The organism is Clostridium sp. AF19-22AC, assembly GCF_003479085.1.
Lineage (GTDB): Bacteria > Bacillota > Clostridia > Lachnospirales > Lachnospiraceae > Faecalicatena_A > Faecalicatena_A orotica.
Window position 1 is genome coordinate 289262 of record NZ_QUGN01000001.1, and the last position, 13988, is coordinate 303249.

The following is a 13988-nucleotide window of genomic DNA, read 5'->3' on the forward strand; positions in this document are numbered from 1 at the left end:
TCCTTCGGGCAGCGGTTCATCATGAAGTGCATTATATAGCGAGATATCATTCTCTTCCGCCAGTGCGTCTTCGAAGAATAGGTCTACAAACATGCTGTTCTTGTATTCTCTGTTTTCTTTTACTGTCATAAGCACCCTCCTTTGTGCTTTGTTCCATTCACAGGAGAGGCTCGTTTTTGGGTAACTGCCTGTAGATTTTGAACAGCCACAGTTTCCTTATACATAGAGTATAAGAAATACAGCAGGTATAATCAAGCCCCTTCTTTTTATAAACGGAACGTATTTTAGTGTGAACTGTTTGGTAAAAACGGGGGAATATTCCCTTTTAGATGGTCTGTTTCCTGACCATTTGAATAAACGGATCCTTTTGTTTCATGGATAGACCTTCCATGAGCAGATTTAGAATAGCATACTGTAGATTAGATTACAATACATTTTCTTTGCATTGGCATCAAAATTTTGTTCGTAACATGTGGATATCTGTTGGATAACTATGGGATAACGAGGATAATAAAACTTTCCAGAAAGCTGTTCCGTAAATTGACTTCAGAGAGCAAAAATCCCACTATGATTTTTGCTCTCTGTTCCTTTGCATTTATAACATAAAGCATAATTAATCCCTTATATTTAGCACTTATTTTAAATATTAAAAAAAGTCTTTATTTTAGTGTTGACACAACGAAAAACATGCAGTATTCTACAGATAGAAAGATTCATTCAAAGGAGGTAAAAAATGAAAGCTGTTGCAAGTTTTGGCATCGTAAATGCCGACACAAGCGGACCAGGCGCCTTTTTAAGAGCTGCGAAATGGTATTGGGATGAGATAACGGATATGTTTCCGGCCGCAGGTTTTTCATCTATCATGATTCCTATGGTTCCTAATACAGAGAACGTGTCAAGAAATGGTGCACCGATATGTACAGCATCAATCAGGACACGCTTTGGTTCGCCAAAGGGGTATCTGAGTTACTTAAATGACAAAGGTGTAGAAAATGTGGAAGCCATTACCATTTCTGCCCAGAGCCAGTTTAATAGTCTTTTTGAGACAGGGCTCCCCATTGAGAAGTTTTTTGACGAGTTTTACGACCATGCGGCGGACACGGTAGAAGCCCTGCAGGAATTGAAAGGGAGCACGCTTCTTGTTTCACCGACACCGGGGATTGGCTTTTTGAATCAGACATTTAACGGTGATGAGAATCAGATAGAGAAGTTCCTTGCTGATGCTGCCCAATGTATGAACCGGATCGGCGCAAACTGCCGGAAGAACCAAATTAATCTTGCCATTCGCAATGAGTATTGGACGTTGATGAGGGGCACCGGAATTGATGCGTTTATGAAAATAGTTGACAAGGACCTTGTATCCTATGCTCCGGACCCTGCACATCTGCACATTGCCGGTGCAGACCCTGATGCTTACTTTAAGAAGTATGCCGGGCAGGCAAAGGCAGTCTGCTTTACAGATACAAAATTCGTGGATGAGTCAGATGTATATAAGACGATTTCACCGGAATTCCCGCAGGACGGACGCCTGCAGAGGGTGTATTATGATCTGGGATTTGGGGACATGGATTTCGAGAAGCTTTACGCAATTCTCAAAGAAGCAGATTTTGACGGTCCGGTCATTCTGGATTCTAAATATTCTCTGGATATTCCAAAAGGAATACTCAGGATGAGAACATTCTGGAACAATCTTGAAAAAAATTACGCTGCGAAGGAGGTTCAGTAATGGAAAACAGAAACATCAACTATACATACATGACTAATCTCTGGGGCAATATCAATTACAAACAGATTAATAATTTCAATGAATGGTATATGGGAGATTTTGGTTCAGCCTATTATTATCAGGATTGGGATAAGATCCTTCGGTATTTTGCCGGGGCAGGCTTCAAAGGAATTGAAATCATGGTATTCTCGGTCCCAAGCATTGTGAATGCATTCGGGTCGATGAAGAACTTCAAAGAATTTGCTTTGGAGAGGGGAATCGAGAGAATTACAGGTATGTTTTCCCATCACGTAGGTTCTCAGGATAAGAGAAATCACCCAGATATCTTTGCATACGAACAGCAGGCGATTGATGCACTCGCAGAGTGCGGCGGTATTAATCTCATTGTACAGCCGGCAGGACAGTATTACGGAACAGGACCTCTTGATGAGGAAGGGTTAAAGAACGTTGCAGAGTGTATGAACACAGTGGGACGCATGTGTGCCGAGAAGGGGCTGGCTGTTTCCATTCACAATGAATTCTGGTGTGCAGTCAACAAATACGACCATGAGAAGTTTCTGGAAATGACAGATCCTAATTATGTTTACTACTGCCTCGATACAGCCCAGGTAGCGATTATGGGCAAGGACATCCTGCATTTTTATGATACATATCATGACAGGGTTCAGTATTTCCATATCAAAGATACAACCTATGTAAATGCCCCGGATGAGAAACGTTTTGGGGCAGGAGCAGAATTCGATGAGCAGGGAGCCAGATGGTTCTGGGAGCCGGGCGGTGGTGTGCTTGATTTCAGGGGATTGTGGGAACTTATGAAAAAGCATAATCACAAAGGCTGGATTGGAATCGAGTCAGATGGAACACCGGACCCGTTGGCAACCATCCTGCTGACAAAGAATTATATCGACACAGTCCTTGATCCGATATACAAATAAAATTAAAGCAAACAAAAAAAGAAACACCTGTTCATTATTTTGAACAGAAATATAAAATAAATGATTTTCAGGAGGAAGAAAAAATGGATACACAGTTCGCAAAATTTTTACAGATTGGAATTATCGTTGAGAATGTGGAGGAAACAATCAAACACTATGAGGAATACGGCGTAGGTCCGTGGAGAGTCAGCCCGTTAGATTCCAATGAGTTCCCGGATTTCTCTATGAACGGAACAAAGGACAGACTTCAGACAATTATGGCATTCTGTGACTGCTGGGGATTCGAAATCGAATTGATCCAGCCGATCAGCGAAAGCCCATATAAAACATGGTTAGACGAGCATGGCCCGGGGATGCACCACATTGCACTGATTACGAGAGACAGCTTCGGCGAAGTGATTGAGCAGCACAAGAAACTTACAGGAAGAGATCCTTGGCTTTTATGTAAAGATCCTCAGATCGGAATGGAATTTGCATATCTTGACCTCCACAAGGAATTGGGATTATACCTCGAAGTATACAATGAGGACAAGAAGGGCGGCCTCGACGCTAACTTCATTCCATAGGAAAGTACGTCCTATGAAATAAAGAGCCCTCCCGGCGGGATGCGCACTGCGGCGTATAAGGCAGATGTCGCGGAGCGACCGCCGCAGGCGCGAGTTTCGCAAGCGAAACTCTATTTTAAACTGCCGGAAGAATAAAACGTGATAAGGGAGGAAATGAGAAAATGGAATATGTAAAGTTTGACGGAATAGAAAAAAAGGTAAGTAAGTTTTTTATGGGAACATTCGGAATGTTCCCGGATAATAAAGAAAAACATTTTCAGACATTAGATGCGGCATATGATCTTGGAATCACGGCAATCGATACTGCCAGGGCATATGATTCTGAGCCGACAGTCGGGGAATGGATCAAGTCCCGCGGAGTACGTGAGAATATTGTGCTTCTTTCAAAGGGAGCACATCCTACTGACTACCGTGAAAGAGTGACACCGTACGATATTGACTCTGACCTTGCGGAAACACTGGCAGAGCTTCAGACAGATTATCTTGATATTTATCTGCTTCACAGAGATAACACAAAGCTTCCGGTCGGACCGATCGTGGAGAAGCTCAACGAACATAAAGCAGCAGGCAGGATCAAAATTTTCGGGGGATCTAACTGGACCCATGAGCGTCTGGAAGAGGCAAATGAATATGCTTATGCACACAATCTCACGCCGATGTCAGTCTCCTCTCCAAACTTCAGCCTGGCTGAGCAGGTGAAGAACCCGTTCGCACCGGGATGTGTTACTATCGCAGGCAATAAAAATGCAGACGCACAGGAGTGGTATACAAAGAATCAGATGCCGGTACTGGCATATTCTTCACTGGCAAGAGGTTTATTCTCAGGAAGAATTACAAGAGAACTGCTTGCAAACGATCCGGAGAGCATTGATATGTTCTGCCGAATCGGATACTGCTATGAAGAGAACTTTGTAAGACTTGACCGCTGCAAGGAAATTGCGGAAGAAAAGGGATGCTCCATTCCACAGGTAGCGATGGCTTACGTACTCGACAGCCCGCTCAATGCGTTCCCGATCATCGGGGCTGCAAACAGAAGCGAGATTGAGTCTTCACTCGGTGCTTTAGATGTGAAGCTGACTCCTTCAGAGGTTCTTTACCTTGAGCTTAAGACAGATGATAGAAAATAAGCAGGGCCTGTGTTAAAATAGTATTTAGTAACACTTAAAAAAACTATAAAAGAAAGACGGTAGATGAAATATGAAAGTTGCTAATACTATGGAAATACGTTTACAGAATGCGTTTTATATCATCAATGAAATTGAATGTAACCCGGGGATCACGAATACGGAGATTGCTCAAAAAAGAGGATTAAGTGTACCAACGATATCAAATATCATGAACATCCTAAAGGGCAGTGATATCGTAATGACAACAGGGACAGGAGAATCTTCCGGAGGAAGAAGACCTGTTCAGCTGTCTTTGAACCCCGAATACCAGTATTCCATCGGAGTAAGCATCGCAAGGCATACGGTATACGTGTTGTTGATTGATTTTGAAGGCCATATCCATGAAAAGGAAAAGCATTATATCCAGTTTGTAGAAAACGAGGAATACTGGCGCCAGATTGACAGTCTGATTAAAGGGATGCAGGAAAGGGCGCCGATCCCATGTGGAGTGGGACTTGCGTTACCCGGTTTTGTGGATTATGAACAAAAAGTTATTTCCGATACCTATACTCTGGGGGTGCCTGAGGTATCCCTCGAGAGTATATTCCGGATTCTTGGGGAGCATGTGGCAATAGGGGATTCCTGCAGACTGGCAGCGATGGCACAGGTGTTTGCGAATACGAACGTTGAGGACAATTTTTTTATCCTGCTAAGCAGGCGTGTAAGCGGGATTTTGATTCACGACAGAAGTATTTTTAATTTGAAAGTTTCAAGTCTGGATATCGGTTCCATGATTATAGAACCGGATAAGAAGAAGCTGACATATGAGTCGTCAGGCAGTCTTTTAGGGTTATGCTCCGCAAGTACGATCATTGAAATACTTAAGAAAAATTTTCCGATCAGCAGCTACGAGGAATTGTTTGAAGAAATTGATAAAGGCAGCCTTGTATATGAAAAGCTCTGGGATTCTTATCTGCACCATCTGGCGATAGCAATATATAATATCTATGCTATTTTTAAAGTGGATATTGTAATCGGCGGGGAAATGGCAAAGTATATTGAACCATACACAGAGAAGTTAAACGATTTTATCAGTGCCCTGTCACCCGAGAGCGGCCAGACAATCAGAATCCACTGCAGTATATACGGGGATTATGATGATGCATACGGCGCGGCATTGGAAACAAGGTCACTCTGCCTGCATAAAATGCTTCCGGAATTATTTAAGAACTCAGTAGCCGCGGTGCCTGCCCGGAAAAAAGATGGAAAAAGAAAGAGCGTAAAAAAATAGAATATAGAATGTTATTCATCAGAAGTGAAGGAAGGGTTACTGCGTATACCGTGAGGGTAAACAGTAATCAGGAAGGAGCAGTAGATATGGTAGAGGGAAAACTTGGCAAGTATGCCCGCAGTGTTTCCATTATTGGGATTGGTGCAACCCCATTCTGTAATATTGATGAAGACCCGGACATGAAAGGGCTGACAGAAGGAGAGTTTTTCGGTCATGCTGCACTGATGGCGATGGAAGACGCCGGATTAGAGCCGAGAGATGTTGATTATTTTTATCACGGATCAGCAAATCCTAAGTTCTTTAATTTCGCAGCAACGCCAAATATGCAGGTTGCAGAGTGGTTCGGGATGCGGGGGAAAGGATCTGTTCATCATTCTGAAGCATGCTGTTCAGGTTATGTAGGGCTGGAAGAAGCCGTGAAAGATGTGGCGAGCGGTGCACATGATATTGTGTTAACCGGCTGTGTTGAAATGGCATGCGGTCTGCCTGTAATGGGTAAGCCTGCCCATATACGCAGAACGATAACGACAGAGGATGTAATCCCGGATCTGGAAGCCATTATGGACCGTGCATATACGCGTGCGTTAGGCGGCGGGCATATCGGCCAGGATGACTGGATGGATCTGTATCGGGATGAATATGGCCTGACAGAGACGCAGATTGATGACGTCCTCAATACGATGTCCTATCATGGAAGAAGGGCGGCTGCGCTGAATCCATTGGCAATGCTCCGCACTCCGTTCGAGGAAATCGCAAAACAGTATGGTTTTGATGATCCTATGGAATATCTGCGGTCACCTTTTAATCCTAAGACAACACAGTACCTCAGAGTTACAGGAAACGCACCAAGTGCGGACGGCGCTGCGTGTGTCATTGTATGCCCGACAGAGATGGCATCGAAGTTTAAGCAGAAACCGGTAGAAGTCCTGGGCATTGGCGCGTCCTGTCTGGAATTAATGCAGCCGCATAATGAGATGGAGATTACCAAAGAGGCAGCACGCCAGGTATATGAGACAACTGGATTGACACCGGAAGATATAGATCTTCTTCTTGTGAACGATTTTGTACTTTGTTCACAGCTCTTAGCAGCCGAGGAAGTAGGTTACCTGCCGAAAGGAGAAGGCTGGAAATGGGTAATGGAAGGGCGTACTGCATTTGACGGGGACCGCCCGATTAATCCGCATGGAGGACGCACATCCTATGGACATGCTTATGGCGCATCCGGAATGGCAGATGTTTACGAGGCAGTTCTTCAGCTCCGCGGCCAGGCAGGCTCACATCAGGTCAAGAATCAGCCAAAGACGGCAATGCTCCGTGGCTTCGGCGGCGGACAGAATTGTCGTATTCCTATTCTTAGAACAGTGGATTAGGGGGGAAAGACGTTGAAAATAGAAAAAATTGTAGAAAAATTCTATCAGGGTTTAGCGGAACATAAGCTTTACGGACGTAAATGCAAAGAGTGCGGTGCAATCGAGTATCCGCCGAGATATGCATGTAATACATGTGGATATCATGAAACGGAATGGGTGGAACTATCCGGGAAGGGAAAACTCCACAGTATGATTTTACCGTCCACTCTAAATGCAGACCCCTGGAATGCCAGCCTTGGTACATATGGGTATGGACTTATCGAATTGGAAGAAGGGGTTATGTTTAATGCTACGGTTTTCGGCATAAGCAAGAAAAAAGCAAAGAAATTAAGACCGCTGCTGCCTTTGCCGGTACATCCGCTTTTTGTAGAGAAGGATGGAGTGACAGTCGTATTTTTTGAACTGGACGAAGTAGAAGAGGGTTAGAGAACAAGGGGCCTTGTGAAAAGATGGGGACGCCTGCCGTGGAAGTTGACGGGGTGCGTGAGGGCGGCATATATCCTATGGAAAATGCTGACCGTTATGCTAAGCAGCAGTAAGAGGAAACACGCACAATCTGCCGGCACCATACGCATTCACCGCCTAATCTGATGATTAGGCGGCTCAGGCGTATTCAAAAGTTAATTTGGAAATTAACTTTTGTCCGGCAGATTGTGCGTGTTTCCTCTAACTGCTGCTAAAGCTTACTAAAAGCATTTGCCATAGGATATATGCCATCCTTACGCGCCCCGTCAACTTCCACGGCAGGCTGGTTCCTCCAGTCAGCAGGAAAGTCTTGTTCTCTGGAGGAACCCTTAAGCTCAAGCGCAGTGGATGTGTATTGGCTATGCGGATTGTATAGAAGGCTATTTAAATGATATTTTAATAAAATGTATTCTTTGAAAAACTTACTAAATTTCTGATTATCTTTTCATAAGTTGGTAAATGCCGATATATCCCGTATTTTAGGGCTTTATCGGTATTTTCTTTTTGGAAGATACCTTGCATAAGCTGGCATTTACCAGCATGAAAATGCAACCAAAAGTAGTAAATGAGTAGTAAATATAAGCTCCGATATTAACAAGCCAGTCTTTCCAGTTCTGCTTTTGCAGATTGAAATGTACCGTGTGCATAATAGCCAAGTGTCATGGTTATGTTAGCGTGTCCCATAAGATATTGCAGGGTGTTTGGGTTCATTCCTCTGTTTGCCATATTCGTACAGTAAGTATGTCGGAATGAATGTGGTGTGATGTTCGGTAACTTGTCCGTGTGATACTTGTTATACTTCTTAATTAGTCCTCGCACCATGCCCTCATAGTTTCCTGCAACTTTAGGTAAGCCCTCACGGTTCAAGAATAGGAAATTGCTATAACCACCTACAATCAACGGTTGTGCCTTTCCTCTGTTCTTTAGTATTCTTTGGATTGCTTGATAAGCCCGTTCTGTCAATGGAAGTTCTCGTTTTCCGTTTTTGGTCTTTGGCGTTTCAATATAGTAGCCGATTTCGCTGTCTTTCAATAACTGGTGGTCTATATTGAGTATTCTGTTCTGCATATCAATATGCGTCGTTAGTCCGCAAAATTCAGAAATACGAAGTCCCGTTTCCAGCAGAAGCACAACCTCATCATAATACTTGCTGTAAATCTTATCCTTTTCCATAAAGGCAAGCAGGCGTTCTTCCTGCTCTGGTGTAAGGATAACTTTCTGCTCCGTATCATCTTCCAGAACATCACTTAGCTTAAATTCAAACGGGTTCTTTCTGATACAGTCGTCTTGTATCGCCATGTAAAATGACGCTTTCAAGGAACGCTTGTAGTTATCAATCGTTTTATAGGCGTATCCTTTTTCGCTCATTCTGATAGCCCATTCTTTAGCGTCCGACTGCTTAACAGTATCAATCGCCCTCATACCCAATGGGTCATTTTTCAGAGCGTTCATAAGATACTGTCGTCCTTTTTCAGTAGCCCTCTTGATGTTCTTTCTTTGGCTGTTCTTCTTGTCGTAGAGCTGGCAGACTGTCATTTTACCGCCTGCTGTATCGATACCGTCGTTAAGGTCTTTTTTAATCTGTGTTTCTTTTTCCCTCAACGATATATCATCACGCTTTCCAGCAGGTGTCTTGTCTGTCGGTACAAGTTTCCAAGAATAGATAAATTGTGGCTTTCCGTATATATCGGTATATTTATAAACGTATCTTCCGTCTTTTCGCTGGCTCTCTCCATTACGCAAATTGCGATTTTTACTGTCTTTTCGTTTTACATTAGACATAGTGTAAAGCTCCTTTCCGTCATGGAACGAGCCGTGATACGCTATATTTATTATACCATATCTACGGCTCAATGACATTAGATTTCGTCCAATGTATCTATGATTTTTTCAAATTGTTTTCGCTTAATCTGAATACGGTTGCCGTTCACGATAACCCAGCCAGCGTCAAGATTTTCTTCGGCTAATTTACGCAATTTCTTTTCGCCAATGCGGAAGTATTTGGACGCTTCTTCAACCGTCAGCGTATATTTTTCCCAAATAGGCACATCAGTATTGTTCATAATCTATGCACCCCCCTTTACTGTGTGTCGTTTTTTACAAGCAGGCAGACGGCTTTGGAAAGCTCCATTAGTATCTCAACTATTCCCATTCTTGTGGGCAGAACCGCACCATGCGGACGTATCATTATTCTGTGAGGATAGGTCGTGGCAAAACAACTTTTCCAACAGTCGCTCTCGGATCACTGCGTGGGTCGCTCGCTTTCTTTTGAAAAGGTCGTGGCGTACAGTCCCCGTGGCTCGCCATCTCACAAACGTATCTGTCTGCTTTATTCAGTTGTCAAAGAGCTGTGGTGAAAGCGTGTTGCTTTCATATAAAAGCAGGTGGCAGAGCAGGAAAGAGGGGGATATTAAATCATGCTCCGCTAAAAACTGCTTATTCTTCTGGTTCTAAGTCCATATCTTCAATATCAAAACCTAAAATCATTTTGATAAGTGCTTCTCTGATACGTCCTTTTAATTCCATATCTACAACGATATAAACATTGCCGTATTCATCATAAAGTGAACGCAAACAGCACTTTGATATGTAAGGGTCATAAAATGCCAGTAATTTTTCAATCGCTTTTTCGTTTCCGTCCATAGCTGATGAAATCAAGTAATAAGACGGTTTCTTAAATAACTGTTTCATTTTCTAATGTTCCTCCTTGAGTATTTTTTTCATAGTTTCCAAAGCGTGATGTCGGTTTCTAAATACACCGCTTTGCGTGATTTTCTGCAAGTTGGCAATTTCACTTTCTGTCATTTCCAAGAAGTAATACATCAACAGAGTATTGCGTTTTCTTTCTGGAAGTTTCTTCAAGGCTTCTGCCAATTCATCATCAAGGACACGAATATCAATGCCACATACTGAAAAGATTGTATAATCTGTTTCGTAGTCGTCCCAAACAGCCATTTTATCAACAAGGACATCTGGCAATTCGCTGAAAGATATTTCTTTATTCTTACGACGGTTTAATTCCTTGTAATAATCTTTCACGACACTACGGACAACTTTCTTTAAACAACTTTCAAAACGACATTGAACTGTTTTCTGGAAGTCAGACGGTTTCATCAATCTCACCTCCTTTCCTTTATGATTTGAAAAGTGTTTATCCCTCTTTCCGCACCATATAAGGACAGCTAGGTGTGATTTAATGACCTCTTTTGAAAAATTTTTTAAATTTTTTCGGGTATGAAAAAAGCCCGCACAAAACATATAGTCTGTACGAGCCTTTAAAGCTAAAACATAGTAATATTGTATCATTAAGAATCACAAATCACAAGTGATTTGTGATTAATCACTTGTGATTTGTGATAAGTGATTTGTGATTAATATATAAAAGCCCTCTTTAAAGGGCTTTTATGTTTATTTTGAAAAAGAGATAAAATCAATATATCCCTTTTCCCCAATTTTTACAACGGCATTGTAGGGCTTTTTCTCTTTGTTTTTGATTCCTTTTACCAGGGTTTCTTTTCCCTCCAGTAATTCTTTTACATTCGTTTTGGTTAGTTTTTTCTTTCTAAAATGTTCAGCTAAAGTAAACTTACATTCAGGATAATTTGAACAACCATAAAACGATTTTTTTAATACAATATTGTTGCCACACTTAGGACATTTTCCTACAAGGGGTCCCGAGCGCTTAGTGGGAATTTGTACCCCTTATCGATACAAATTCCCCGTAGGCGCTAGGGACCTCTTTAGCTTCTTGGAAGCTGTCAGTAGTATATCTAATAATTTATCTCCATTCCCTTTAGTAACGTGTAACTTTCCAAATTTAAAAAAGCGACTCATAGAATTATTTCCTCCCGTTAAATAATAGATAACTATTAAAAATAGACAATACTTGCTCATAAGTAATGGTACTTAAATTGTTTACTTTGGCGTGTTTCATTGCTTGATGAAACTGATTTTTAGTAAACAGTTGACGATATTCTCGATTGACCCATTTTGAAACAAAGTACGTATATAGCTTCCAATATTTATCTGGAACATCTGTGGTATGGCGGGTAAGTTTTATTAAGACACTGTTTACTTTTGGTTTAGGATGAAAGCATTCCGCTGGCAGCTTAAGCAATTGCTGAATCGAGACTTGAGTGTGCAAGAGCAACCCTAGTGTTCGGTGAATATCCAAGGTACGCTTGTAGAATCCTTCTTCAACAATCAGATAGATGTCAGACGCACGGCTTTCAAAAACCACTTTTTTAATAATTTGTGTGCTTAAATGGTAAGGAATATTCCCAACAATTTTATACCTCTGTTTGTTAGGGAATTGAAACTGTAGAATATCTTGGTGAATTAAAGTGACACGAGTATTCAGTTTTAATTTTTCTGACGATAAGTTGAATAGATGACTGTCTAATTCAATAGACGTTACCTGTTTACTTATTTTAGCCAGTTTCGTCGTTAAATGCCCTTTACCTGTTCCAATTTCGTAAACGGTATCGGTTTCTTTTAAATTCAATTGTTTTATTATTTGGTTGAGTACTTTTTCACTCGTTAAAAAGTTTTGAGAATATTTTATATTTTTGTTCATGTAATCACTCCTGAAGTGATTACATCTGTAAATAAATACAGAAGTTAAACGATTTGTTTGTAATTTTAGTTATCTGTTTAAAAAGTCATAAGATTAGTCACTGGTAGGAATTAATCTAACGTATTTATTTATCTGCGTAATCACTGTTTTTAGTCTGTTTCAAAACAGTAGATGTTTTATCTACATTACGCATTTGGAATACCAACATGACGAATCCCTCCTTCTTAATTACAAATTTTTAGCATCTAATTTAACTTCAATTCCTATTATACAAAATTTTAAGATAACAGTCAAGAACATATCTGCACAAGTTGTAGATATACCATAAATGCTGATAATCAACATGATTACGCTTACCATCAAATAAGTAAGTGTTTCTTGCTTATTAAAATTATCCATAGTACAACGTGAATTCCAGAGAAAAAGAGAAATCGCACCAAGAATAATACTTAAAACAAAAATGACATTTCTTTTTTTACTGTCACGGAACATTTTCTTTTCATTTTGTTTGTCAAAATAAAGAAAATCACGTATCGTCATTTTACTTATTCTTCTTAATAGATTAAGCAAAACCAAAACATAAATAGTTAAAAAATAAATTATCAATAGTCCAATAGAAACGAAATTCAAAGAAATAAAGAGAGTTTTTGGAATACCCAGTAAGTTTACAATTACTAACGACACAAACTGGCTGAATAAAAAGCCAATAGGAATAGCTAATACAAATGCTAAAATTCCCAACAGTATATTTTCAATTACAACTAAGTGGGCAATTTCTTTTTTCTTAATGCCAAGAAGCATATATGTTCCTAATTCTTTACTTCTTTTTTCAAACATAAATTTCGTTGTATAGTTGATCAAAAAGCATATCACAAAAATAATAAGAATATTTACAGCGAACAATGAATTCTTAAATGCATCCATACTGGAACATAACTTTACAATTTCATCAGAATTTGCCACCAAATTAAAAGCAAATATAAGAGAAAAGGATGCAGTAACGGTTATCAGATAAATCAAATAATCTTTAATATTTCTTTTTGTATTTCTATACGCTAACTTACCTAACATTTCCCACTTCACCTCCGAGCAAGGTTAATATATCCAGTATTTCATTGAAGAAATCTTTTCTGCTTTTTTCCCCTCTGAAAATTTCATTGAATATTTTACCGTCTTTCAAGAACAAAATACGTTCACAGAAAGACGCACTAAACGGGTCATGTGTTACCATTAAAATAGTAGCCTGCATTTTCTTGTTGATTTCAGACATTGTTTCCAGTAATAATCTGGAAGCTTTTGAGTCCAAAGCTCCCGTCGGTTCATCAGCTAAAATCAGTTTCGGTTCATTGATTAAGGCTCTAGCACAAGCACAACGCTGTTTTTGTCCGCCAGAAACTTCATAAGGAAATTTCGATAAAATATCACGAATACCCAATTTATCGGCGATAGCATGAACTCTTTTCTCAATATCAGTAGGGTTCTGTTTGTTGATAACCAATGATAAAGAAATGTTTTCTCCAATCGTTAAAGTATCTAAAAGGTTGAAATCTTGAAAAATGAACCCTAAATTTTCACGTCTGAAATCAGCAAAATCTTTATCCTTGATTTTGGTAATATCTTGATTATTGACTGTAATGTGTCCGCTGGTTACAGTATCAATCGTAGAGATACAGTTTAATAGGGTAGTCTTTCCAGAACCACTAGCTCCCATGATTGCGACAAATTCGCCCTTATCTACATACATAGAAATACCGTCTACTGCCTTTGTGATATTTCCAGAGTTACCCCCGTAGTATTTTTTTACTTGCTCTAAATTTAAAATGTGTTCCATTAAAAATCGCTCCTTTCTTCCTGCCACATTTATTTGTTTTGGAATACAATTAAATTATAGCAAGGGCAGTATTCAATTACACTTACAGTTTTGAAAGTAAACAGAGAGTAAAAGAGCCGTGA

The 13988-nt window shown here is 40.3% G+C and carries 15 protein-coding genes and 1 pseudogene; 7 read left to right on the forward strand and 9 right to left on the reverse strand.

All coding sequences use genetic code 11. The annotated features are described in order from the left end of the window. The first annotated feature begins 733 nt into the window (after positions 1 to 733). The 7 genes from DWX43_RS01290 (at position 734) to DWX43_RS01320 (ending at position 7420) form a co-directional block, all read left to right on the forward strand. Positions 734 to 1726, forward strand: a complete 993-nt coding sequence (locus tag DWX43_RS01290) for a sugar phosphate isomerase/epimerase (RefSeq protein WP_118618343.1) — start codon at positions 734 to 736, stop codon at positions 1724 to 1726. After that, positions 1726 to 2661, forward strand: a complete 936-nt coding sequence (locus DWX43_RS01295; protein ID WP_118618345.1) for a sugar phosphate isomerase/epimerase — start codon at positions 1726 to 1728, stop codon at positions 2659 to 2661. Before DWX43_RS01290 ends, DWX43_RS01295 begins: the two co-directional genes overlap by 1 nt. 83 nt (positions 2662 to 2744) lie before the next feature. Beyond that, positions 2745 to 3227, forward strand: a complete 483-nt coding sequence (locus DWX43_RS01300; protein WP_118618347.1) for a VOC family protein — start codon at positions 2745 to 2747, stop codon at positions 3225 to 3227. Between the two features lie 161 nt (positions 3228 to 3388). Beyond that, positions 3389 to 4354 carry an aldo/keto reductase gene (locus DWX43_RS01305; protein WP_118618349.1) on the forward strand — a complete coding sequence of 322 codons (966 nt, stop codon included), beginning with the start codon at positions 3389 to 3391 and terminating at the stop codon, positions 4352 to 4354. Positions 4355 to 4442: 88 nt separating this feature from the next. Next, complete coding sequence (locus DWX43_RS01310; protein WP_181368692.1) at positions 4443 to 5624, forward strand: ROK family transcriptional regulator; 1182 nt, start codon at positions 4443 to 4445, stop codon at positions 5622 to 5624. A gap of 86 nt (positions 5625 to 5710) precedes the next feature. Further along, on the forward strand, positions 5711 to 6994 hold the full coding sequence (locus DWX43_RS01315; protein WP_118618518.1) for a thiolase family protein: 1284 nt from the start codon (positions 5711 to 5713) through the stop codon (positions 6992 to 6994). 12 nt (positions 6995 to 7006) lie between these two features. Then, positions 7007 to 7420, forward strand: coding sequence for a zinc ribbon domain-containing protein (locus tag DWX43_RS01320; protein WP_118618351.1), 414 nt, complete (start codon positions 7007 to 7009; stop codon positions 7418 to 7420). Between the two features lie 630 nt (positions 7421 to 8050). Here the strand turns inward: DWX43_RS01320 and DWX43_RS01325 are convergent. The 9 genes and pseudogenes from DWX43_RS01325 to DWX43_RS01375 all read right to left on the reverse strand — a co-directional run bounded on the left by DWX43_RS01325 (position 8051) and on the right by DWX43_RS01375 (position 13866). Beyond that, positions 8051 to 9241, reverse strand: a complete 1191-nt coding sequence (locus DWX43_RS01325) for a site-specific integrase (RefSeq protein WP_003062094.1) — start codon at positions 9239 to 9241, stop codon at positions 8051 to 8053. A gap of 77 nt (positions 9242 to 9318) precedes the next feature. Beyond that, on the reverse strand, positions 9319 to 9522 hold the full coding sequence (locus DWX43_RS01330; protein ID WP_002322728.1) for an excisionase: 204 nt from the start codon (positions 9520 to 9522) through the stop codon (positions 9319 to 9321). Positions 9523 to 9895: 373 nt separating this feature from the next. Then, positions 9896 to 10150: a helix-turn-helix domain-containing protein gene (locus DWX43_RS01340; protein WP_002322727.1), complete on the reverse strand. Its 255-nt coding sequence runs from the start codon at positions 10148 to 10150 to the stop codon at positions 9896 to 9898. Positions 10151 to 10153: 3 nt separating this feature from the next. Further along, positions 10154 to 10573: a sigma-70 family RNA polymerase sigma factor gene (locus tag DWX43_RS01345; protein WP_003061815.1), complete on the reverse strand. Its 420-nt coding sequence runs from the start codon at positions 10571 to 10573 to the stop codon at positions 10154 to 10156. Positions 10574 to 10867: 294 nt separating this feature from the next. Beyond that, a pseudogene (locus DWX43_RS01350) lies at positions 10868 to 11128 on the reverse strand (topoisomerase DNA-binding C4 zinc finger domain-containing protein); the annotation flags it as partial. 169 nt (positions 11129 to 11297) lie between these two features. Then, complete coding sequence (erm(B), locus tag DWX43_RS01360; protein ID WP_001038795.1) at positions 11298 to 12035, reverse strand: 23S rRNA (adenine(2058)-N(6))-methyltransferase Erm(B); 738 nt, start codon at positions 12033 to 12035, stop codon at positions 11298 to 11300. A gap of 124 nt (positions 12036 to 12159) precedes the next feature. Continuing rightward, positions 12160 to 12243 carry a 23S rRNA methyltransferase attenuation leader peptide gene (locus DWX43_RS01365; RefSeq protein ID WP_001814874.1) on the reverse strand — a complete coding sequence of 28 codons (84 nt, stop codon included), beginning with the start codon at positions 12241 to 12243 and terminating at the stop codon, positions 12160 to 12162. 20 nt (positions 12244 to 12263) lie between these two features. Further along, on the reverse strand, positions 12264 to 13106 hold the full coding sequence (locus DWX43_RS01370) for an ABC transporter permease (protein WP_003060411.1): 843 nt from the start codon (positions 13104 to 13106) through the stop codon (positions 12264 to 12266). Then, positions 13096 to 13866 (reverse strand): ABC transporter ATP-binding protein, encoded by a 771-nt coding sequence (locus DWX43_RS01375; protein WP_003061398.1) that lies wholly within the window; start codon positions 13864 to 13866, stop codon positions 13096 to 13098. The genes DWX43_RS01370 and DWX43_RS01375 overlap by 11 nt, the downstream gene beginning before the upstream one ends. Positions 13867 to 13988: the final 122 nt, after the last annotated feature.